Source organism: Kitasatospora sp. NPDC096128, assembly GCF_040303105.1.
Taxonomy (GTDB): Bacteria; Actinomycetota; Actinomycetes; order Streptomycetales; family Streptomycetaceae; genus Kitasatospora.
On the sequence record NZ_JBEOSP010000010.1, the window covers coordinates 140202 to 163446 of the forward strand.

The 23245-nt window shown below is 71.6% G+C and carries 17 protein-coding genes; 4 read left to right on the plus strand and 13 right to left on the minus strand.

All coding sequences use genetic code 11. From position 1 onward, the window contains the following. Positions 1-191: 191 nt before the first annotated feature. The 4 genes from ABTY61_RS14245 (at position 192) to ABTY61_RS14260 (ending at position 4742) form a co-directional block, all read left to right on the plus strand. Complete coding sequence (locus ABTY61_RS14245) at positions 192-2027, plus strand: bifunctional metallophosphatase/5'-nucleotidase (RefSeq protein WP_350505252.1); 1836 nt, start codon at positions 192-194, stop codon at positions 2025-2027. A gap of 73 nt (positions 2028-2100) precedes the next feature. Beyond that, positions 2101-2661, plus strand: a complete 561-nt coding sequence (locus tag ABTY61_RS14250) for a Uma2 family endonuclease (RefSeq protein WP_350505253.1) — start codon at positions 2101-2103, stop codon at positions 2659-2661. 143 nt (positions 2662-2804) lie between these two features. Then, positions 2805-3731, plus strand: a complete 927-nt coding sequence (locus ABTY61_RS14255; protein ID WP_350505254.1) for an NADP-dependent oxidoreductase — start codon at positions 2805-2807, stop codon at positions 3729-3731. Positions 3732-3806: 75 nt separating this feature from the next. Beyond that, complete coding sequence (locus ABTY61_RS14260) at positions 3807-4742, plus strand: AraC family transcriptional regulator (protein ID WP_502895310.1); 936 nt, start codon at positions 3807-3809, stop codon at positions 4740-4742. Positions 4743-4766: 24 nt separating this feature from the next. Here the strand turns inward: ABTY61_RS14260 and ABTY61_RS14265 are convergent, their stop codons facing one another. The 13 genes from ABTY61_RS14265 to ABTY61_RS14325 form a co-directional block, all read right to left on the minus strand. Further along, complete coding sequence (locus ABTY61_RS14265) at positions 4767-6224, minus strand: aldehyde dehydrogenase family protein (protein ID WP_350505256.1); 1458 nt, start codon at positions 6222-6224, stop codon at positions 4767-4769. A 49-nt stretch (positions 6225-6273) separates the two neighbouring features. Beyond that, a complete protein-coding gene (locus tag ABTY61_RS14270) occupies positions 6274-7140 on the minus strand; it encodes a Sco1979 family transcriptional regulator (RefSeq protein ID WP_350505257.1) in 867 nt (288 codons plus the stop codon). Between the two features lie 420 nt (positions 7141-7560). Continuing rightward, entirely contained in the window at positions 7561-9021 is a 1461-nt protein-coding gene (locus tag ABTY61_RS14275; RefSeq protein ID WP_350505258.1) for a glutamate synthase subunit beta, read from the minus strand. After that, a complete protein-coding gene (gltB, locus tag ABTY61_RS14280; protein ID WP_350505330.1) occupies positions 9014-13615 on the minus strand; it encodes a glutamate synthase large subunit in 4602 nt (1533 codons plus the stop codon). Before gltB ends, ABTY61_RS14275 begins: the two co-directional genes overlap by 8 nt. Positions 13616-14045: 430 nt before the next feature. Next, positions 14046-14768 carry a VIT1/CCC1 transporter family protein gene (locus ABTY61_RS14285; protein WP_350505331.1) on the minus strand — a complete coding sequence of 241 codons (723 nt, stop codon included), beginning with the start codon at positions 14766-14768 and terminating at the stop codon, positions 14046-14048. Positions 14769-14931: 163 nt separating this feature from the next. Then, a complete protein-coding gene (lgt, locus tag ABTY61_RS14290; RefSeq protein ID WP_350505259.1) occupies positions 14932-15906 on the minus strand; it encodes a prolipoprotein diacylglyceryl transferase in 975 nt (324 codons plus the stop codon). Between the two features lie 117 nt (positions 15907-16023). After that, entirely contained in the window at positions 16024-16887 is an 864-nt protein-coding gene (locus ABTY61_RS14295; protein ID WP_350505260.1) for a DsbA family protein, read from the minus strand. Positions 16888-16933: 46 nt separating this feature from the next. Beyond that, positions 16934-17443: a MauE/DoxX family redox-associated membrane protein gene (locus ABTY61_RS14300; RefSeq protein ID WP_350505261.1), complete on the minus strand. Its 510-nt coding sequence runs from the start codon at positions 17441-17443 to the stop codon at positions 16934-16936. A gap of 128 nt (positions 17444-17571) precedes the next feature. Beyond that, positions 17572-17817 (minus strand): hypothetical protein, encoded by a 246-nt coding sequence (locus ABTY61_RS14305; RefSeq protein ID WP_350505262.1) that lies wholly within the window; start codon positions 17815-17817, stop codon positions 17572-17574. Between the two features lie 471 nt (positions 17818-18288). Further along, positions 18289-19188 carry a hypothetical protein gene (locus ABTY61_RS14310; RefSeq protein ID WP_350505263.1) on the minus strand — a complete coding sequence of 300 codons (900 nt, stop codon included), beginning with the start codon at positions 19186-19188 and terminating at the stop codon, positions 18289-18291. Further along, positions 19185-20648, minus strand: a complete 1464-nt coding sequence (locus ABTY61_RS14315) for a hypothetical protein (protein WP_350505264.1) — start codon at positions 20646-20648, stop codon at positions 19185-19187. The genes ABTY61_RS14310 and ABTY61_RS14315 overlap by 4 nt, the downstream gene beginning before the upstream one ends. After that, positions 20641-21402, minus strand: a complete 762-nt coding sequence (locus ABTY61_RS14320) for an AAA family ATPase (RefSeq protein WP_350505265.1) — start codon at positions 21400-21402, stop codon at positions 20641-20643. Before ABTY61_RS14320 ends, ABTY61_RS14315 begins: the two co-directional genes overlap by 8 nt. Beyond that, the gene (locus tag ABTY61_RS14325; RefSeq protein WP_350505266.1) at positions 21402-22991 is read right to left on the minus strand and encodes a Mu transposase C-terminal domain-containing protein; all 1590 of its coding nucleotides are present in this window, start codon (positions 22989-22991) and stop codon (positions 21402-21404) included. Before ABTY61_RS14325 ends, ABTY61_RS14320 begins: the two co-directional genes overlap by 1 nt. Between the last annotated feature and the right edge of the window lie 254 nt (positions 22992-23245).

The window sequence follows — 23245 nt, forward strand, 5'->3', positions numbered from 1 at the left end:
GGTCACGAACGAGTCGCCAAGATCTCACCTGTTGGAAACGTCCGAGGGCTATTCAGCGGCCCGGCCCGCACGGCACACTTCTACGCGCGTCCTTCTACGCGCGTCACCGCACCAGCGGACGCGCCACGCACCTCATCTGCACACAAGTTGACGGCTCATTCGCCGTCGTTCCCCACTCGGGAGAGTCGTCCATGCCGCTGAACCGCCGTGACTTTGTCACCCGGTCCGCCGCCACCGCCGCCGGCGCCGCCCTGGCCGGCGGAGCCGTCGTCGCCGCCGCCCCCGCCGCCGCGGCCGCCGAGCCGGACACGACGGCCGCCAAGGCCAAGAAGAAGCAGCCCCGCCGCCAGGCCTTCACCGTCATGGGCACCACCGACCTGCACGGCCGGGTGCTCAACTGGGACTACTTCACCGACGCCGAGTACGTCGACAAGGCCCACAACGCGGTCGGCCTCGCCAAGATCTCCACCCTGGCCAACCAGGTGCGCGAGGAGAAGGGCTGGGACCGCTGCCTGCTCATCGACTCGGGCGACATCATCCAGGGCACCCAGCTGTCCTACTACTACGCCCGGGTCGAGCCGATCGCCACCGACGGCGACAACGTGCCGGACCACCCGATGGCCGTCGCCATGAACCTCATGGGCTACGACGCCGCCGCGCTCGGCAACCACGAGTTCAACTACGGCATCCCCACCGTGAAGGCCTTCGAGGACCAGCTGGAGTTCCCGCTGCTGGGCGCCAACGCCCTGCACGCGAAGAACGAGAAGCCGGCCTTCAAGCCGTACGTGATCAAGGAGGTGTGGCTGGACGAGGACACCCCGATCAAGGTCGGCATCCTCGGCCTCACCAACCCCGGCATCGCGATCTGGGACAAGGCCAACGTGGCCGGGCAGATGATCTTCCCGGGCATCGTCGAGACCGCCGCCAAGTACGTGCCCCGCATGAAGGCCGCGGGCGCGGACGTCATCGTGGTCTCCGCCCACTCCGGCATCGACGAGCCGACCACCTACGGCGACCAGCTGCCCTGGCCCGAGGACGCCTCCGGCGAGATGGCCGAGACCGTCGCGGACATCGACGCGGTGCTGGTGGGCCACACCCACAAGGAGGTCGCGCAGCGCCTCATCGTCAACAAGAAGACCGGCAAGACGGTCGTGCTCTCCGAGCCGCTGTGCTGGGGCCAGCGCCTGAGCTGCTTCGACTTCGAGGTCGAGTTCGTCGACGGCCACTGGAAGGTCGCCTCGGTCTCCTCCCGGGTGCTGAACTCCAACACCGTGCCGGAGAACCCGGAGATCAGCAACGCCATCGTCGGCCAGCACAAGAAGGTCGTCGCGTACGTCAACCAGAACATCGGCACCAGCAAGATCGAGCTGTCGATCGCCGACGCCCGGTTCAAGGCCACCCCGATCATCGACCTGATCGGCAAGGTCCAGGCCGACGCCGTGAAGACCGCGCTGGCGGGCGGGCAGTACGCCAACCTCCCGGTCCTGGCCCAGGCCGCCCCGTTCAACCGCACCGCGCTGATCCCGTCCGGCCAGGTCAAGCTGCGCGACGCGGCCGGCCTGTACATCTACGAGAACACCCTGGAAGCCCGCATCCTGACGGGCGCCCAGCTCAAGGACTACCTCGAGTTCTCGGCGAAGTACTACTACCAGCTCGCCCCGGGCGCCCCGGTCGACAAGGACGCCATGACCGGCGCCGAGACCACCCCGGACTACAACTACGACTCGGTCTACGGCCTGAGCTACGACATCGACATCGCCCAGCCCAAGGGCCGGCGGATCGTCAACCTCAGCTTCCAGGGCAAGCCGATCGACCCGAACGCCCAGTTCGTGTTCGCGGTCAACAACTACCGCGCCAACGGCGGCGGCAACTTCCCGCACGTCGCCACCGCCAAGGTGGTCTGGACGAACTCCGACGAGATCCGCAACACCATGATCGCCTGGGTCAAGGCCAAGGGCGTCATCGACCCCGCCGACTTCTTCACCAACTCCTGGCGCCTCGTCCGCGCCGGCCAGCCGGTGTTCTAGTCACACCTTTCCACGAAGGCCGTCTGCCCCGCGCAGGCGGCCTTCGCGCCGTTCCCACCGGAAGAATGGAGCCATGAGCGAGTTCCGGATTCCCGACCGTCACGCCCGGCTGCTCGAATACGCACGGAGCCTGACGCCCCCGAGCGGGTGGAAGATCGAGATCTCCGGCGACGGGATCATCATCCTGGCCGGCCCGTCCGCGATCCACCAGCGCAACCTCCTGCTGATCCGCGAGCAGTTCGATGCACACCGCCCGTCCGACATGATGCCGAGCGAGAACTCCGACCTCGCCTCGCCCAACGTGGGCAAGCTGCGCAACCCCGACCTCACCTACATCCCCCTGGAGTCGGCCGGCAACCCGACGCCCGCCGAACAGGCCGCCATCGCCGTCGAGATCGTCTCCCCGTCCAACCCGGAGAACGACATCGTCGGCAAGGTCCGCGACTACCCGCTGATGGGCATTCCGCTGTACCTCCTGATCGACCCGCGCGAGGGCGACATCACGCTCTACTCCGAGCCCTCCGACACCGGCTACCACCAACACTGGAACGGCAAGTTCGGGGACCGTGTGCCGATCCCGGCCCCCTTCGGCTTCGAGCTCGCCACGGACGCCCTCGTCCGCTACTCCTCCTGACCGATCCAGCCCCGTCGCGAGACGATCGGACATCCAGCCGAGACTTGAGGATATTCATCCGCTCGCCCTGCCTCCCTATCGTTGAACACATCGAGAACGGCCCCACGGGGGGCCGGTGTTGAACCGGATGAGGGAGAGTCGCGATGCGTGCGATCGTGCAGAAGGAGTTCGGCGGCCCCGAGGTCCTGCGGGTGGCCGAGGTAGAGCGCCCGGTGCCGCTGAGCGGCGAGGTGCTGGTGCGGGTGAAGGCGGCCGGGGTGAACCCGGTGGACGTGGCCGTGCGGGCCGGGGCGCTCCCGCTGCTGGGCGAGCCGGAGTTCACGGTGGGCTGGGACGTCTCCGGGGTGGTCGAGGCCGCCGGTCCGGGCGCCCGCTACCGGGTGGGCGAGGAGGTGTACGGGATGCCGTTCTTCCCCCGGGCCGCCGGCGCCTACGCCGAGTACGTGGCCGCGCCGTCCCGCCAACTGGCCCGCAAGCCCGCCACCCTGGACCACACCGAGGCCGCCGCCCTGCCGCTGGCCGCGCTGACCGCCTGGCAGGGCCTGGTGGACCGGGCGGGGATCGGCAGTGGCGACCGGGTGCTGGTCCACCGCGCGGCCGGCGGTGTCGGCCACCTCGCCGTGCAGATCGCCAAGGCCCGCGGCGCCCACGTGATCGCGCTGGCGAGCGAGCCCAAGCACGCCTTCCTCCGGGAGCTCGGCGCCGACGAGGTGATCGACTACCGGACCACCGACTACACCGGGGCCGTCTCCGACGTCGACGTCGTCTTCGACTCCTCCTCCGAGGGCACCCGCGCCCTGGAGGTGCTCAAGCCGGGCGGCACCCTCGTCAGCATCATGGAGCACTGGAACCAGGAGCTGGCCGCCGCCGTCGAGGCCGCCGGACGGCGCTTCGCGGGCGTCTCCGTCGAACCCGACTACGCCGCGCTGGAGGCGATCGCCGCCCTGGTGGACGAGGGTCGGATCCGCCCGCACGTCACCGCGTCCTTCCCGCTGGCCGAGGCCGCCCGGGCCCACGAGCTGGTCGGCTCCGGTAGCGTCCAGGGCAAGGTCGTACTGACCGTTGGCTGAAGACCGTTGGCTGAAGACCGTTGACCGAAGACCGTTGACCGAAGCGTGAGCGACGAGCACCCCCGGGGGCGGGCCATGGACATCCTGAGCGAGGCGCTGGCCTCGATGCGCACGGCGCACCCCGCGTCGGTGCGCACCGAGGGCCGGGCGCCGTGGGCCCTGCGGCTGCCCCCGGTGGCCGGGGCGGGCTTCCACGTGGTGCTGTACGGCACCTGCTGGCTGGTCCCGGTGGATCCGGCGATCGGGGGCGGCCCGGTGCCGCTCAGCCCGGGGGACGTCGTCTTCCTGCGGGACGCCCGGGGCCACGTCCTCGCGGACAGCCCGGACACCCCGCCGGTGGACGCCCGGGCCTGCCCGGTCGAGGCCGGCTCGCCGATCGGCACCGTGTCGCTCGGCGGGGACGGCGCCCGCACCAGCCTGCTGTGCGGCAACTACCACCTGGACCAGGCCCGCCCGCACCCGATGGTCCGCCAGCTGCCGGCCCTGATCCAGTTGCCGACCCGGCACGGCCGGCACCCTGAACTGGCGTCCGCCGTCCAGCTGTTGGGCGCCGAGCTGGAGAACCCGCGGATCGGTTCGGCCGGGATCGTCCCGGCGCTGATCGACTCGCTGCTGCTGTACGTCCTGCGGGCCTGGTTCGAGGACCGGCCCGCCGCCGAGGCCGCCGGCTGGGCGGCGGCCCTGCGGGACACCGCCGTCGCGCCCGCTCTGGCGGCCATCCACGAGGCCCCGGCGACCGCGTGGACGGTGGAGTCCCTGGCGGACCGGGCGGGCCTGTCCCGGGCCGCCTTCGCCCGCCGCTTCACCTCGATGGTGGGCGAGCCGCCGATGGCGTACCTGACCCGCTGGCGGATGACCACCGCCGCCCGGCTGCTGCGCGAGTCGGAGGCGCCGCTGACGACGGTGGCCGCGCAGACCGGCTACGGCTCGGAGTACGCCTTCGCGAAGGCGTTCAAGCGGGAGTTCGGCCTGGCCCCCGGCGGCTACCGCCGGGAGGCCAGGGCCGCGTGAGCCCGCACGGGCTCCGGGAACCCCCTAGAACGGGAACGGCGCCCGCCCGTGCTGCACCGAGATCCACTTCACCGTGGTGAAGGCGTCCACCGTGGACTCCCCGTTGAGCCGCCCGACGCCGGAGTTCTTCTCCCCGCCGAACGGCACCCCGGGCTCGTCCGCGATGGTCCCGCCGTTGACGTGGATCATGCCGGTCTCGATCCGCTGGGCGACCCGCACGCCGCGCTCGACGTCCGCGGTGTGCACCGCGCCGCTGAGCCCGAAGGGCGTGTGGTTGGCCAGCCGGACGGCCTCGTCCTCGCCGTCGAAGGGCACCAGCAGGGCGACCGGGCCGAAGAGTTCGCGCTGCAGGATGGGCGCGTCCTCGGCCAGGCCGGTGAGCACGGTGGGCGCCATCAGGCTGCCGGCCGTGACCCCGCGGAGCAGGGCGGTGGCGCCGGCCGCGATCGCCTGGTCGACCTGGGCGTTGATGGCGTCGGCCTGGACGGCGTTGATCAGCGGGCCGATGTGGGTGGCCGGGTCCTTGGGGTCGCCGACGGTCAGCGAGGCGACCTTGGCGACGAACTTCTCGGTGAACTCGGCGAGCACGCTGCGGTCGACCAGCACCCGGTTGGCGGCCATGCAGACCTGGCCCTGGTGGACGAAGCGGCTGAACACGGCCGCGTCCACGGCGTAGTCGACGTCGGCGTCGTCCAGGACGATCAGCGCGCTGTTGCCGCCGAGTTCCAGCACGGACCGCTTGAAGTGGGCGGCGGCGACGGTGGCGACGTGCCGGCCGATCTGGTCGGAGCCGGTGAAGGAGATCACCTTGGGCACCGGGTGCTCCAGGAAGCTGTCGCCGATCTCCGCGATGTCGGTGATGACCACGTTGAGCAGGCCGGGCGGCAGGCCCGCGTCCTCGAAGAGCTTGGCGATCAGGCTGCCGCCGACGACCGGGGTCTCCTGGTGCGGCTTGAGCACCACGCCGTTGCCGAGCGCGAGCGCCGGGGCGACCGCCTTCAGGCCCAGGAACAGCGGGAAGTTGAACGGGCTGATCACGCCGACCACGCCGACCGGCAGCCGGAGGAGGCGGTTCTCCTTGCCGGGCGCGGTGGAGGGCAGCAGCCGGCCCTCGGAGGCCACCGAGAGGTGCAGGCACTCCCGCAGCATGTCCTTGACCAGCGAGAGTTCGAACCCGGCCTTGAGCGCGGTGCCGCCGAGTTCGGCCATCACGGCCGCGACGATCTCGCCCTCGCGCTCCTCGACCAGCCGCAGCGCGCGCTCGAAGACCAGCCGGCGCTGGTACGGGTTGGTGGCGGCCCAGGAGCGCTGGGCGCGCTCGGCCGCGCGGTAGGCCCGGTCGACCTCGGCGACGGTGGCCACGGTGATGGTGGCCAGCTTGTCACCGGTGTAGGGGTCGACGTCGACGATGTCCCAGGAGCCGCTACCGCTGCACCATTCGCCGTCGATGTACTGCAGCGCCAACTCGGAGAAGTACGACATCTGATCCCTCTCGGTGCCCGACCTGATGGGACCTCATCGTACTGATGTGTCAAAGCTCTTGGCGTACGGAGTGCAGAAGATCGCGGGTCCGTTCGGGGCCGAGGCTCTCGGCGGCCAGCCCGTCCATCGCCTGCCGGTACGAGGCGACTTCGGCGGGTTTGTCCACGTAGAGGGCGGTGGTGAACTGCTCCAGGTAGACGACGTCGGCGAGTTCGGCCTCGGAGAAGCCCAGCACGCTGAACGCGCCGCTCTCGGCGCTCAGCGCGGCGCCGCCGAGCGGCCTCACCTGCAGCCGCACGTTGGGCAGTTCGGAGAGTTCGAGGAGCCGGTCGAGCTGGCCGCGCATCTGCTCGGGGCCGCCCCAGGGGCGGCGCAGCGCGGCCTCGTCGAGGACGGCGAGCAGCTGGGGCGGGTGGTCGGCGGTGAGCAGGTCCTGGCGCTTGCGCCGCACCTCGACCCGGCGTTCGATCTCGTCGTGCTGGCCGGCGTGGCTGCCGGCGGCGATGACGGCGCGGGCGTAGTCGGCGGTCTGCAGCAGCCCGTGGACGAACTGGACCTCGTAGCTGCGGATCTCGGCGGCGGCCTCCTCCAGCCCGAGGTAGTTCTGGAACCAGGCGGGCAGCACGTCGCCGTAGTCGTGCCACCAGGAGGTGGCGTTGGCCTCCCGGACGAGTCCGAGGACGTTGGCCCGCTCCTGTTCGGCGTCGACGCCGTAGAGGGTGAGCAGGTCGGCGACGTCGCGTTCCTTGAAGCCGACCCGGCCGAGTTCCATCCGGCTGATCTTGGATTCGGAGGCGCGGATCGAGTACCCGGCCTCCTCACGGCTGACGCCCCTGGTCTCGCGGAGCTTGCGCAGCTGGCTGCCGAGCAGCAGGCGCCGTACGGTGGCGCCTCCGCCTGCCTGAGTCGTGCCCATCGAAGTCACCCTCCGCACTCGTGCAGCCCCCCGGCCGTCGGCCGCAGTCTGCCACCTGGCACCGACGAACAACAGCCCGTGCCGGGACGCATTCCGGCCGCTGTGCGAAGCCTGGGAGGACGCTGTGAACCGACTCCCGGTGCACGGACGGAAGCGCAGGTCGGGGCGCGGGTAAGGAGCGGGTGAGAGCGGAGGTGAGAAGCGGCTGGGAACGTCGCGCGGAACCCGCCGGAAAGTCCGGGGAACGCGCCCGGTAACACCCCGCGCACGCGACGGCGCCCGCCCTCCAACTGGTCGGGGAAGAGGGCAGGCGCCAGGAGACCGCGTTGGCCCGGCGACGCTGGCGGGGGCAGCGGGTTGAGCTCCCGGCGATGCGGCGCCGGGGGTTCGGGGTGTGGGCCGGTCGGACCGTCGGACCCGTCAGACCACCAGGGGGCGGTCCGTGGGCCGGATCGGGGCGGGAAGCGGGGTCTTGCCGCCCAGGTACTTGTCCACCGCGGCGGCGGCCGAACGGCCTTCCGCGATGGCCCAGACGATCAGTGACTGGCCACGGCCGGCGTCTCCGCAGACGTACACGCCATCGACATTGGTGGCGAACCGGCCGTCGCGGGCAATGTTACCGCGCGCGTCGAGGTCCACTCCCAGCTGCTCGACCAGCCCGTTCCTCACGTCCGTCCCGGTGAAGCCCATGGCCAGGGTGACCAGCTGGGCCGGGATGGTCCGCTCGGTGCCGGGGACGGGCTCGAACCGGCCGTCCTTGAACTCGACCTCGACCAGGTGCAGTTCCTGGACGTTGCCGTCCTCGTCGCCGGTGAGGCGGGTGGTGTTGACGGAGTAGATCCGCTCGCCGCCCTCCTCGTGCGCGGAGGTGACCTTGTAGGTCATCGGCATGGTGGGCCAGGGCTGGTGGCCGGGCCGGTCCTCGCCGGGCCGCGGCATGATCTCCAGCTGGGTGACCGAGAGGGCGCCCTGGCGGTGGGCGGTGCCGACGCAGTCGGCGCCGGTGTCGCCGCCGCCGATGACGACCACGTGCTTGCCCTTGGCGCTGATCGGGGAGTCGACGAGGTCGCCCTCCTGCACCTTGTTGGCCAGCGGCAGGTACTCCATGGCCTGGTGGACGCCCTTGAGCTCGCGGCCGGGCACCGGCAGGTCGCGGGCGGTGGTGGCGCCGGCGGCGACCACGACGGCGTCGAAGCGCTCGCGCAGCTGCTGGCCGGTGATGTCCTCGCCGACGTGCACGCCGGTGCGGAACCGGGTGCCCTCCGCCCGCATCTGCTCGATGCGGCGGTTGATGTGGCGCTTCTCCATCTTGAACTCGGGGATGCCGTAGCGCAGCAGTCCGCCGATCCGGTCGGCGCGCTCGTACACCACCACGGTGTGGCCGGCCCGGGTGAGCTGCTGGGCGACGGCCAGGCCGGCCGGGCCGGAACCGACGACGGCGACGGTCTTGCCGGAGAGCCGCTCCGGGACCTGCGGGGTGACCCCGCCGCGGTCCCAGGCCTTGTCGATGATGGTGACCTCGACGTTCTTGATGGTCACCGCGTCCTGGTTGATGCCGAGGACGCAGGCCGACTCACAGGGCGCCGGGCAGAGCCGCCCGGTGAACTCCGGGAAGTTGTTGGTGGCGTGCAGCCGCTCGATGGCGCCGGTGAAGTCCTCGCGGTAGGCGAGGTCGTTCCACTCGGGGATGAGGTTCCCGAGCGGGCAGCCGTTGTGGCAGAACGGGATGCCGCAGTCCATGCAGCGGCCGGCCTGCTCGGTGATGATCGGCAGGAGGCTGCGCTCGACGTAGACCTCGTTCCAGTCCTTGATCCGCACGTCGACCGGGCGGCGCTCCGCCAGCTGCTTGGGCGTGGTCAGGAAGCCCTTGGGGTCAGCCATGTGCCGCCTCCATCATCTTGCGAGTGGTCTCGGTCTCGGAGAGACCGTCGCGCTCGGCAGCGTCCTTGGCGGCGAGCACGGCCTTGTAGTCGGTCGGCATGATCTTGGAGAAACGGGAGACCCCGCTGCCCCAGTCGGCCAGGAGCTCGGCGGCGACGGTGGAGCCGGTCTCCTCGTAGTGCTGCTGCACGGTCTCGCGCAGCCATTCGCGGTCGGCGGCGGTGGGGGCCTCGATGCCCACCATGCCGTCGTTGACGTTGGCGGGGCGCAGGTCGAGGACATACGCGATGCCGCCGGACATGCCGGCCGCGAGGTTGCGTCCGGTGCCGCCGAGGATGACGACCCGGCCGCCGGTCATGTACTCCAGGCCGTGGTCGCCGACGCCCTCGACGACGAGGGTGGCGCCGGAGTTGCGGACGGCGAAGCGCTCGCCGGCCTTGCCGCGCAGGTGGATCCGGCCGGCGGTGGCGCCGTAGCCGATGGTGTTGCCGGCGATCACGTGGTTCTGGGCGTCGTTGCCGATGGCCGCGGCGTCGCGCGCCGGGCGGACCACCACGACGCCGCCGGAGAGGCCCTTGCCGACGTAGTCGTTGGCGTCGCCCTCCAGCCGCAGGGTGATCCCCTTGGGCAGGAAGGCGCCGAAGGACTGTCCGGCGGAGCCGGTGAAGGTGACGTCGATGGTCCCCTCGGGCAGGCCCTCGCCGCGGTACCGCTTGGTCACCTGGTGGCCGAGCATGGTGCCGACGGTGCGGTTGACGTTGCGGATCGGCAGCTGGATGCGGACGCTCTCGCCGCGCTCCAGGGCGTCCTCGGCCAGCGTGATCAGCTGGTTGTCGAGGGCCTTGTCGAGCGCGTGGTCCTGCTCGGTGGTGCGGTGCCGGGCGGCGCCCTCGGGCAGCGCGGGCACGTGGAACAGCGGGGCCAGGTCGAGCCCGGCGGCCTTCCAGTGGTCGACCGCGGCCTGGGAGTCGATGTGCTCGGCGTGGCCGACGGCCTCCTCGATCGAGCGGAAGCCCAGCGAGGCCAGGATCTCCCGGACCTCCTCGGCGATGAACTCGAAGAAGTTGACCACGAATTCGGGCTTGCCGGAGAAGCGCTCGCGCAGCACCGGGTTCTGGGTGGCGACGCCGACCGGGCAGGTGTCCAGGTGGCAGACGCGCATCATGATGCAGCCGGAGACGACCAGCGGAGCGGTGGCGAAGCCGAACTCCTCGGCGCCGAGCAGCGCGGCGATGACCACGTCGCGCCCGGTCTTCAGCTGCCCGTCGGTCTGGACGACGATCCGGTCGCGCAGCCCGTTGAGCAGCAGGGTCTGCTGGGTCTCGGCGAGCCCGAGCTCCCAGGGCCCGCCGGCGTGCTTCAGGCTCGTCAGCGGCGAGGCACCGGTACCGCCGTCGTGGCCCGACACCAGCACGACGTCCGCGTGCGCCTTGGACACACCCGCCGCGACCGTACCCACGCCCACCTCGGAGACCAGCTTCACGTGGATGCGGGCCGCCGGGTTGGCGTTCTTGAGGTCGTGGATGAGCTGGGCGAGGTCCTCGATCGAGTAGATGTCGTGGTGCGGCGGCGGCGAGATCAGGCCGACGCCCGGGGTGGAGTGCCGGGTCTTGGCGACCCACGGGTAGACCTTGTGGCCGGGCAGTTGGCCGCCCTCGCCGGGCTTGGCGCCCTGGGCCATCTTGATCTGGATGTCGTCGGCGTTGACCAGGTACTCGGAGGTGACACCGAAGCGGCCGGAGGCGACCTGCTTGATCGCCGAGCGCCGCTCGGGGTCGTACAGGCGCTCCGGGTCCTCGCCGCCCTCACCGGTGTTGGACTTGCCGCCGAGGCGGTTCATCGCGATGGCCAGGGTCTCGTGCGCCTCCATCGAGATGGAGCCGTACGACATGGCACCCGTCGAGAAGCGCTTGACGATCTCGGAGACCGGCTCGACCTCCTCGACCGGGATCGGCTCGCGGCCCAGCGCGTCCAGCCGGAACAGGCCGCGCAGCGTCATCAGCCGCTCGGACTGCTCGTTCACCCGGTCCGTGTACTGCTTGAAGATGTCGTACCGGCGGTTGCGGGTGGAGTGCTGGAGCCGGAACACGGTGTCCGGGTCGAACAGGTGGGGCTCGCCCTCGCGGCGCCACTGGTACTCGCCGCCGATGTCCAGCGCGCGGTGCGCGGCCGGGATGCCGGAGGCCGGGTACGCCTTGGCGTGCCGGGCGGCGGTCTCCTTGGCGATCTCGTCCAGGCCGATGCCGCCGAGCTTGCTGGTGGTGCCGGCGAAGTAGGCGTCGACCAGGCCCTGGGAGAGGCCGATGGCCTCGAAGACCTGGGCGCCGCGGTAGGAGGCGACGGTGGAGATGCCCATCTTGGACATCACCTTGAGCACGCCCTTGCCGAGCGCCTTGATCAGGTTCTTGATGGCCTTCTCGGCCTCGACGCCCTGGATGAACACGCCCTGGGCGACCAGGTCCTCGACCGACTCCATGGCCAGGTACGGGTTGACCGCGCCGGCGCCGTAGCCGACCAGCAGCGCGACGTGGTGCACCTCGCGGACGTCGCCGGCCTCGACCAGCAGCGACACCTGGGTGCGCTGCTTGGTGCGGATCAGGTGGTGGTGGATCGCGGAGGTGAGCAGCAGCGAGGGGATCGGCGCGTGCTCGGCGTCCGAGTGCCGGTCCGACAGCACGATGATCCGGGCGCCGTCGGCGATCGCCGCGTCCGCCTCGGCGGCGATCTCCGCCAGCCGGGAGGCCAGCCCCTCTCCGCCGCTCGCGACCTTGTACAGGCCGGACAGCGTGACGGCCTTGAGCCCGGGCTGGTCGCCGTCGTGGTTGACGTGGACCAGCTTGGCCAGCTCGTCGTTGTCGATCACCGGGAAGGTGATGCCGACGGAGCGGCAGGAGGCGGACTCGGCGGCCAGCAGGTTGCCCTCGGGGCCGAGGTTGGACAGCAGCGAGGTGACGAGCTCCTCGCGGATGGCGTCCAGCGGCGGGTTGGTGACCTGCGCGAAGAGCTGCACGAAGTAGTCGAACAGCAGCCGCGGCTTCTCGCTCAGCGCGGCGATCGGCGAGTCGGTGCCCATCGAGCCGAGCGCCTCGGCGCCGGTCTTGGCCATCGGCGCCAGGATGACGCGCAGCTCCTCCTCGGTGTAGCCGAAGGTCTGCTGGCGGCGGGTGACCGAGGCGTGGGTGTGGGCGATGTGCTCGCGCTCGGGCAGCTTGGCGAGCTGGATCTGCCCGGCGGCGACCCACTCCTGGTACGGGTGCTCGGCGGCGAGGGCGGACTTGATCTCCTCGTCCGTGACGATCCGGCCCTCGACGGTGTCCACCAGGAACATCCGGCCGGGCTGGAGGCGGCCCTTCCTGGTCACCTTCTCCTGGTCGATGTCGAGCACGCCGACCTCGGAGGAGAGGACGACCAGGCCGTCCTCGGTGATCCAGTAGCGGGCCGGGCGCAGGCCGTTGCGGTCGAGCACGGCGCCGATCTGGGTGCCGTCGGTGAAGGTGACGCAGGCCGGGCCGTCCCAGGGCTCCATCAGGTTGGAGTGGTACTGGTAGAAGGCGCGGCGGGCCGGGTCCATGGTGGCGTGGTTCTCCCACGCCTCCGGGATCATCATCAGCACCGAGTGCGGCAGCGAGCGGCCGCCGAGGTGGAGCAGTTCCAGCACCTCGTCGAAGGACGCCGAGTCCGAGTGCTCCGGCGTGCAGATCGGGAAGATCCGCTCCAGCCCCTGCCCGTTCCGGTTGGCCGGGATCAGGTCCGTCGCGAGCTGCGACTCCCGGGCCCGCATCCAGTTCCGGTTGCCCTTCACCGTGTTGATCTCGCCGTTGTGGGCGACGAAGCGGTACGGGTGGGCGAGCGGCCAGCTCGGGAAGGTGTTGGTGGAGAACCGCGAGTGCACCAGGCCGATGGCGGACGCGTAGCCGCGGTCCGACAGGTCGGGGAAGAAGGGCTCCAGCTGGCCGGTGGTCAGCATGCCCTTGTAGACGATGGTGCGCGCGGACAGCGACGGGAAGTACACCCCGACCTCGCGCTCGGCCCGCTTGCGGACCACGAAGGCGACCCGGTCCAGCTCGATCCCCGACCGCCCCTCCCGGGCGAGGAAGACCTGCCGGAAGCGCGGCATCACGCTGCGCGCGGTGGCGCCGAGCAGCTCCGGGGTGACCGGCACGTCGCGCCAGCCGAGGACCGTCAGGTCCTCCTCGGCCGCGATCGCCTCGATCCGGGCGACGGCGGCAGCGGCGGCCTCGTCCTCGTCCGGCAGGAAGGCGATGCCGACGGCGTAGGCGCCGGCCGCGGGGAGTTCGAAGTCGACCTTGCCGCGCAGGAACGCGTCCGGGACCTGGGTCAGGATGCCCGCGCCGTCACCGGAGTCCGGCTCGGCACCGGTGGCACCGCGGTGCTCCAGGTTGCGCAGGACGTTCAGCGCCTGCTCGACGATGGTGTGGTCGGCGATGCCGGTCAGCGTGGCGACGAAACCGACGCCACAGGCGTCGTGCTCGTTTCGCGGGTCGTACAGGCCCTGAGCGGTAGGTCGCGCATCCGGCACGAGCGCGTACGGCTGGCGGGCGGCGCCGGCCTGGGGCTCGTTGGCGGAGTGCATGGATGCAGACAGCATCGGCTCTCCCGTCGTCGTCTTTCGGCAAGTTGGTGCAAGTAGGGACGACGTTGGCCCTGATGCGGTGAATCGATGTCGTGCAAGTTACATGATGCCCAGGATCCCGAGAAGCGGAATATCCCGTCCACATGGCGGACGGACACGCAGGTCAGGGGGCTGAAAGGGAGGACGCGCCACAGTGCGCGTCCCGACGATTGTGCCCGGCCGCCCCAGGCCTGAAACAGGGGCGAAACCGGATCGCCACACAAGCCGATCATGAGCGCCTGGGAATCCATCCCGAGACCCCGGCCCCCGGATGCGAATCCGCGGCTCCGAGGGCCGGATGATGAGACGATGCCGGGCAGTCCGTGACGTCCATGTGTGAAACGTCACGCATTGCCCGGCATAATCATGCAGCGCTATCGCGGAACAGGCCTTAGCCGACGTGCCCGCCGATCAGCCATCCCAGCAGGTACGTCACCCCGGCCGCGGCCCCGCCCAGCACCAGCTGCCGCAGCCCGCTGAACCACCAGCTGCGCGCCGTCACCCGGGCCACCACCGCGCCGCACAGGAACAGCCCCAGCCCCGCCAGGATCATCGCCGGCAGCAGCGTGCTCGCCCCCAGCAGGTACGGCAGCAGCGGCAGCAGCGCCCCGAGCGCGAAGCACAGGAAGGACGAACCGGCCGCGACCAGCGGCGAGGGCAGGTCGTTGGGGTCGATCCCCAGCTCCTCCCGGGCGTGCACCTCCAGCGCCAGCTCCGGGTCCCGGGACAGCTGCCGGGCCACCTCGTGGGCGAGCTCCGGGTCCACCCCGCGCGAGACGTACACCTGCGCCAGCTCGGCCAGCTCGCCGTGCGGGTTGCGGCTCAGCTCCAGCCGCTCCGCCGCGATCTCGGCCTGCACCAGCTCCCGCTGGGAGGCGACCGAGGTGTACTCCCCCGCCGCCATCGAGCAGGCGCCGGCCGCCAGGCCGGCCAGCCCGGTGAGGATCACCGTGCCGTGGGAGGCCGCGCCGCCGACCACACCGGTCATCAGCGCGAAGTTCGACACCAGACCGTCCACCGCACCGAACACCGCGGGCCGCAGCCAGCCGCCGTTGACGTCCCGGTGGTGGTCGGCCGCGGGTATCCGCGGGTGCTGGGCGGGCTCGGCTTCCAGGGTGGTCGCAGTCACGGTTCTTCCCCTCCGTCTTTCGTTCGTCGCCCCCGACCGTAGCCGCCTTGACCTGGGCATTTCCAGCAAAGCAAGGCTGTCCGAACGATGCTGAGGCTGCCCTTCGCAGCTCTCGCGAAGGGCAGCCTCAGTCAGGGAACGTGCCTGCTCAGACCGGGTTCTCGGCATCCTTCCCGGTCTTCTCGACCGGCTCGCCATCCAGGATCCGAGACGGCTTCGACCCGTCCACCGTCTCACTCGGCTTCACGGTCTCCGCCTTCCCCTTCTCGCCGTCCTTCTCCTGGGCCTCGACGTGCGCCGCCGGGTCGATGCTCGCCGGGTCCTCACGCCCGGGCCGCTTCTTCCCGACGATCACGAAGTAGGCCACCGCCCCGATGAACACCACGATCGAGGTCCAGTCGTTCAGCCGCAGACCGAAGTAGACGTGCGCCTCGTCGATCCGCAGCCACTCGGTCCAGAACCGGCCCACCGTGTACGCGGCCACGTACAGCGCGAAGGCCCGGCCGTGCCCCAGCTTCCAGCGCCGGTCCGCCCAGATCACCAGCAGCGCGACGGCCACGTCCCAGATCGACTCGTACAGGAAGGTCGGGTGGAAGACCCCGTTCACGACCTCACCGCCGGGCAGCGTCTTGTGGATCTCCAGACCCCACGGGAGAGTGGTCGCCCGCCCGTACAGCTCCTGGTTGAAGTAGTTGCCCCAGCGGCCCAGCGCCTGCGCCAGCGCGATGCCCGGCGCGATGGCGTCGGCGTACGCGGGCAGCGGCACGCCCCGGCGGCGGCAGCCGATCCAGGCGCCGACCGCGCCCAGCGCGACCGCACCCCAGATCCCGAGGCCGCCCTCCCAGATCTTGAAGGCGTTCCAGGGGTTCTTCCCCTCGCCGAAGTACAGCTGGTGGTCGGTGATCACGTGGTACAGCCGGCCGCCGACGAGGCCGAAGGGCACGGCCCAGACGGCGATGTCGCCGACGGTGTGCTTGGCACCGCCCCTGGCGACCCAGCGCTTGCTGCCGAGCCAGACGGCCGCGACGACCCCGAGGATGATGCAGAAGGCGTAGGCGCGCAGCGGGATCGGTCCGAGGTAGAGGACGCCCCGCGACGGGCTGGGAATGTAGGCGATATCCATGGCGGTTCCGACGCTACAGGGTCTGCGGCCCCCATCGGACACCCCCGGGGTCACAGAAATCGAACAACGGACACCGCCGCCCCCTCCCGACCGGAAGGAGACGGCGGCCCGGTGGTCTCAGCCGGCCGACGGCGACGGGTTATTGGCCTCCGAAGCAACCGCGGTAGGCGCCGGCGACTGCCCGTTCGAGCCGGCCGTACCCAACTGCTTGCCCTGGTTGGCGGCGTCCACCCACTTCACCAGGTTCGCCGGGGTGATCTCCTCGTTCCCGTTCTTCGGGTAGATCGGCTGGCCGTTGAGCAGCACCGTGGGCGTCGACTTGTAGCTGGACTTGTCGAAGTCCTGCTGCACCGCGGACACCCACCCGCCGTACTTGTTGTCGTTGACGCACGCCTGGAACTCCGGCGTGTCCAGTCCCCCCACCTGCTTCGCGAGGTTCAGCAGCACGGCCTTGTCGCCGAAGGCGTCATTGGTCTCGTCCGGCTGGTTCCGGTACAGCACGTCGTGGAAGTCCCGGAAGTGCCCGGCGTCCTGGGCGCAGGCCAGCGCGTTGGCACCGTTCTTCGAGCCCTTGCCCGGCACCGCCCGGTCGATGAACGACACCACATGGGCGTTCGTGTAGATCTTCCCGGCGTCCTCCAGCTGGTCGATGGTCGCCGAGAACTCGCGCTCGAAGATCCCGCAGGCCGGACACCTCGGGTCCTCGTACACCGTGAGCACCGACGGCGCGTTGCTCGCGCCGACCGGGATCACCAGGTTCTTGTCACCGATCGTCCCGGCCGGGGCGGCGGTCGGGGTCTCCGGCTTGGAGCGCTGGTTCTGCACCACCACGCCGGTGACCACCGCGGCGGCGATGACCGCGAGCACGGCCCCGCCGACGATCAGCTTCTTCCTGCGCCGCGAGCCGGCCTCCTCGGCCGCCCGCTGCTCCAGCATCCGCTCGCGGGCGGTGCGCTTGCCTTCTCGGTTCTTCTCGCTCATTGCCTTGACATCCACGGTCGGGGGCCTTCGTCGGGGGGATAGGAATTCAGCTCGCCAACCAGCCGTCGGCCGAGAGCCGAGTGCGGGGCCGCCACAGCAGGAACCCGGCCAGCAGCAGGAACCCGGTGTCGCGCAGGATCTCCTGGAGGTACTCGGTCTGCGAGGCGTCGACGTGCCCGCCGCCGCCGAAGCAGCCGCAGTCGATCGAGATCCCGCGCGCCCAGGCCGAGGCGATCCCGGCGATGAACGCGAGCAGCAGCAGCGCCGAGACCCCGGCGACCAGCCGGACCCCGAGGCCGATCACCAGCAGCAGGGCGAGCGCCAGCTCCAGGAAGGGCAGCCCGTAGCCGATCGGCTTGACCAGGCCCTCCGGCAGGATCTCGTACGCCCGCACCGCCTGGGCGGCCTCCGCCGGATCGGCGATCTTCGCCAGCCCGGCCCACCCCCAGACCACCGCCAGGCCGAGCCGCACCGCAGTGCCGACCCACTCACTCCAGACCGGCACCCGCTGCGGCGCGGGCGCGGAGCCACCGGACTGCACTGCCGGCCCGGCCATCAGGGAACCCCCCTCGGGAAACTCGTTCACATCCTGACGAACCGTAAGGGATGACGCCGGGTTCCTCCGGATTCACGAATTAAGCCGGACGAGTGACATTCCGTCCGATTTCCCCGAACACCCCTACGTCACCGGCACCCCGGCAACCGCCCCGGATCGAACAACTCCGCTCGCCCCTCGTGCTGCCCCCGCACGGCCCGCTCCGCCGCGTCCCACCGGGCCGCCTCCGCACACGCCACCGCCTCCCGCTCCGCCCGCTCCGCCCCCCGCTTGGCCAACGCCTGCCCCACCTCGGTGTGCGCGCCGACCGCGGCCCCCAGAGCCAGCGCGGCCGCCGCCGCCCGCAGCAGCACGGCCCGATGAAGACCCGCCACCTGCTCACCCCTTCGCTAGCCCGGCCGCCCCCGTACACGTGGTTCGTGCACTCGTCCCTCCACTCAACGCCGGTCAACCCCGCCTGATGCGTGTCGCCCCCGCTCTTCACCCGTTCGGGGCCGCCCCACCGCTGACGCGCCCCCGAACCACCCCTTCGTGAGCACCCCACCACCGAACGCACAGGGCGCACCGCACCCACCACCCCACCCGCACCACCCCACCCACCCCCACCACCCCCCTCCCCCACCCGCACCAGGCGAGAGGGACGCGCTGCGGGAGGGGGCGGTGGAGGGGGTGGGTGCGGAGAGGGGCGTGACGGGTGATTTTCAGACCGCCAACGGTCCCAGCCCCCTCGATGAGGGTCGGCGGTCCGAAAATCACCCAGCCCCCGGAGCGCCCACCCCCGGTGTCGTTGGACGTAGAGATGTCAGTGGGTTTGGACAGTGGATGTCGGTGAGGCCGGTTTTTGGTCATGGGGTGTCGGTGGGTTGGACAGGCGGGCGCGTAGGCGTGTCAGTGGGCTGTCCAGTGCTGACGGTGCCGGGCGCGTGCGGGTGGGGTTGGAGGCGGAGGCTGTCCAGGACGTCGGCGGTGAGCTGGTAGCCCCCGGCTGGGGCGGCCTGGACGAGTCCGCCGGCCCGGAGTGCTTCGGTGGCGTAGTCCATCGCGGGGTCGGCGGACCCGTTCCAGAAGATCGTCAGTAGCGCGGCGGTCTCCTGTGCGGTGAGCGGTTCGTGCCGCCCCGCCCGCTTGGCCGGCAGCTGCTCGGCTTCGCCCTTGTAGTGGGGTCCGACGAGCTGGTCGTGTTGTCCGTGGGTGAGCAGGTCGAGCCGCGGTGTGGCGGTGTAGTGCTCGGGCGGCACCTGCCGCAGCACCAGGGCCCCGCCGACGGCGGGGTGGTGACGGGCGTGGGTGATGGCGGCGTCGATCCGGCGGGCGGGCCAGTCGAGCGCGGCGGCCAGGTCGTCGGCGTCGAGCGGGCGCACGGCGTGGGCGAGCGCGGTGATCACCGTGAGCGCGTCGCCAGCGGAGTCCTCGCTCGCCTCCCCGGCGGCTTCGCCGATGTCGGCGATGCGCGGGAGGGCGAAGAGCTCGTTCGCGCCGCGGATGATGTCGCCGGGGTGGAGGTCCAGGCGGCGGGCGAGTTCGAGCCAGAGCCGGACCGGGAGGTCGGGGAGTTCTTCGAGGTCGACCTGGTGTTCGTGGACGCCGAGCAGGTCGGCGAGTTCCCAGGTGGTCATGGCCGCCGCGTGGAGGCGACGTTTGATCGCGGCGGAGTGCCAGGCGCTCTGGTAGTCGACCCGGCGCGGTCCGCGCGGGCTGCGGTCCGCCCCGCGGGGTGGTGCGGTGCGGGGTTTGCGGCCGGTCACGGGGCCTCCGTGGGGTTGGGCCGCTGGGCGGCGAGGACGTGGTGGGACAGGCCGCGGTCTTCCATCCAGGTGAAGGCGCGGGTGTGGCTGGGCAGCAGGCCGTCGCCGTGGCGGCAGTGGGTGCGGTGGAGCCAGGCCGGGGCGAGGTGGAGCCGGTGACAGGTCCGCAGGACGGCTTCGCGCAGGCCCCGCTCGGGGTTGTGGTCGCCGGGCCGGGTGGGGTGGAGGAACAGCGGGTCGTCCTCGCCCGCGCCGTCGGCCTGCCGGTAGGAGCGGTGGGCAGCCAGCACCCGGTGGACCGGTTCGGGGAGCCGGATCGGGTCGGGAGTGAACAGGTGGGGGAAGTCGCGCGGGTAGAGCCGGTCGGGCGGGTCGTACAGGCTGAACGGTCCCTCCTTCTCCCAGGGGGCGAGGATGCCCGCCTCCGGGTCGGCGGGCGGGGGCAGGTACAGCCGGCTGCCGTCGGCGGCCAGGTGGGTCAGGCGGATCAGGCCGAAGCCGTGGGTGCTGGTGCCCAGGTGCAGGGCCAGGGCGGTCGCGGAGGAGGCCGCGGTGTCGGTGACGGAAGCGATGGCGGCGCCGACCTTGGCGGTGATCACGCCGGTGAGCCGGGCGGCCGGGTCGGGCCCGAGCTCGGCGGGGTTCCAGCGCAGGTAGTGGCCCTGGGTCAGCAGGGCGATCTGGATGGCGCGCAGGCGGATCAGGGCGACGGGGCCGCTGGGGGCCGGCCCGAGCCGCTGGTCGCGCAGGTAGGCAAGGAGCCGGTCGTGGGTGAAGCCGCCGCGGCGCCGCTGCGTCCCGGCCCAGGAGCGGGTGGTGGTGATCTCTTGGTCGAGCAGGAACCGCAGCGCCTGGAACAGGTCGCCTGGCAGGCGGCGGCGGCAGACGGTGAGGAACTGGGGGAAGTCGGCGAGCGGCAGTTCGGGCCAGTCGGTGACCGGCCACGGCGCCCCGACGTCGGGATTGGTGCGCTGGTCGGGGACGGTGGGCACGGGCAGTTGTTCGGTGAACTCGGTGAAGGTGGCGACGGTGACCGGCAGGCCGGCGCCGGTCAGCACCTCGTGCGGGGTGACCACGCTCTTGGCGCCGGTGTCGGGGGCGTGGACGAGCCACAGGGTCGCGCCCGCCCGCTGGGTGAGTTCGGCCAGTGCCCGCAGCAGTGTGGCGGGCATGCGGTGGCCGCGGTCCACCACCAGGTCCCGTACTCCGGCGGCACTGGCGTGGGCGCCGGCGTGGCGCATCGCCGCGAGGGCGGTGAGCTTGTCCTGGTCGACGTGGTCGGGGTTCTTGCCGAGCGCGGCCAGGACGTTGCGGGCCAGGTCGGCCGCGGAGCCGCCCGGGGTGGGGTGGACGACGATCCGGCCAGGGCCGGGCAGGGCGTGCAGGCGGCGGGTGGCTCGGGCGTGGTCGCCGGGGTTGAGCACCACCACCGCCCGCGCCTGGTCGGTCGGCTCAGGCATAGACGCCTCCGCCCAGCAGGGTGAAGGCGTTCGCGACGACCTCGGCGTCGATCCGGGTGCGGTCGGCGTCCTCGCACAGCGCGGCGGCGGTGTGGGTGAAGGACGCCCAGTCGCGCATGGTGCCGTGCCCGTAGGTCTCGTCGATGCTGCGCAGGAGCTCGGTGTCCGCGCCCTCGTAGATCGGGTGATAGGCGCGGATCAGGTCGGGGATCTCCGCCGGTCCGAGCGGGCGGAAGGGCAGGCGGCGGAAGATCCGGGAGCGGAGCATCGGTTCGCGGGAGAGGACTTCCCAGCAGCCGTCGCCGCCGACGTAGAGCAGGGCAAAGTTGGTCTTCCGGTCGTCGTGGAGGTGGCGGAGCATCTCGATGCAGTTGCTGTTCAGCCGCTGGGCCTCGTCCACGACGACTAGGCGCTTGGGGTGGGCGAGCAGGTCGATCAGCTTCGCGGTGATCTGGAAGCGGTTGCGCCCGCCGGCGGTGGCCGCACCGGTGAGCTCGGTCAGCAGCTGGTCGCCGACCAGGCGCATGGTGGGCTGCGAGGTGAACGACAGCAGTGTGACCGCGAGTCCGGGGTTGCGGGCGGCCTGGTCCTCCAGCGCGGACTCCATGGCGTAGGTCTTGCCGGTGCCGGCCGGGCCGTGCAGGACGCCCATCGCGCAGTTGGCGACCAGGTCGTCCACGATCCTGGCGGTGAGCTGGAAGGTGCTGGTCGGCAGCGTGGCCGCGCCGGTCAGGTTCGCGAAGTGGCGCGGCATCAGTCCTCGATCTCGGTGGGTTCGGGGGCGGGCAGCGTGGGGGTGAGGCCGAGCAGGCTGCTGCTGGCCTTCGCCCGCAGCGCGGCGTCCAGCGACCGGCCCGCGTGGCCAGCCGCCGCGGTGCGCGGGACGAGCTTGGAGGGCACCGGCGTGCCCGGACCGGTCATCGGGGCCAGCACGGTGCGCGCGCGGCGGGAGGCGGCGCGCCGCTCACGGCCGAGCCGTTCGGCCTCCTCCCGCTGCTGGGTGCGCCAGTGGTCGGCCTGCTCGTCTGTCAGTTGCCCGCTCGGGTAGGCGGTGCACAGGTGGGCACCGCCCAGGTAAACCTCGATCTGGCGGTCGTCGTGGGGCATGTAGCGGACCTCAACGCTCTGCCCCACCCGGCCCTGGATCTCGGGGGCCAGGTAGGTCAGGCCGTTGAAGCGGATGCCGTCCTTGCCGACCACCCGGGTGGTGTCGGCCAGCAGCAGGTGCCGCAGCCGCTCGGCGTCGATCCGGTGCACCGGCCCCGGGTCCTCCAGCCACGCGGTGGTCGGCGTACGGCCGCCCAGCATCCGGTGCGCGCGCTGGGTGTTGTACCAGTCGGCCCAGGCGGCGAACCGCTCCGCCAGACGCTCGATGCGCATCGGCCCGGCGCCGGCCTCCTCCGCCTGGGCCTTGTCCCGCGCGCTGTCGCCGACCGGCCCGTACAGGCGCCCGGCCGCGTCCCTGGGGCCGCCCGTGAAGCCGGGCAGCTGCGCGATGAGGGTCTGCTCGATCGTCAGGTTCAACCGCTCCACCTTGCCCTTGCGGAACGGCATGTAGGCGGGCAGCCGGTGCACGGTGACGCATAGCGCGCCTATCACCTGCTCGATCGCCGAGGCCGCGAACTCCAACCCCCGGTCGATCCGCACCCGGGAGGGCACCGCGCCGAACGGCGAGCGGCCTTCCTCGTGCACCAGCGCCATCCGCATCGCGGTCAGCACCGTGGCGCTGGACGGGTACACCGCCAGCGCCCAGCCCAGCAGCCCGCGGGTGCCGTCGTCCACCACCGTGGTCAGCCACGGCATGATCGGCCGGCCCTTGGGCGGCAGCACCAGCAGCGGCAGCTGCTTGTGGTCCATCTCCCATACCTGCCCGCGCCCGGCGTCCGGCCGGCGCAGGTACACGTTCTTCGCCCGGCGCCCTTCCTCCCCGACCTTCCAGGCCGCCCGCTCCGCCGGCGTCATCTCCCGCTCGAACGCGCGCGCCAGCGTCCGGCGCGTCACCGACGCCGCGTCGCTCCAGCCCTCCGCCAGGAACTCCGGCACCGGCGCCCCGGCCGTCGTGCCGTCGCCCTCCAGCACCGCCTCGCGGGCGCGGGCCAGCGCGGAGACGTTGCCGCGGTAGAACGCGTACGCCTCCACGTCCGTCTCACTCAGCCGGAACCCGTCCGCCCCCGCCCGTCCCGGCCCGGGACAGTCGCCCAGCCACCGCCACACCGTGCGCGCCGTGACTCCCAGCGCCCGCGCGGCCAGGTCGACGTGTCCGCCCGTCAGCTCACCGCAGCCGCGCAGCTGCTCCAGCCTGGACACCGTGGTCCGTCTCACCTCGCCCGCCACCCTCACCATGGGCAGCAGTGTCAGTGGCCTGTCCAACCCGGCGCGCGGCTCTTGGCGGCCACGCTCCCGGATCAGGTGAACTCGACCCGAACCGGTTGCGTCCGTCCTCGCCGATCCGCTAGACGGAAGCCGTCCCGGAAACGACCGGTTCCGGGACGGCCACCCGCCGCGACGGCCGGAGCGCGAGAGCCGTCCCGGTACCAGTCCCGCAACTGGCGGGCGCGACACAGAAGCGGGACAGGTATTCGGGACGGGCCGCACCG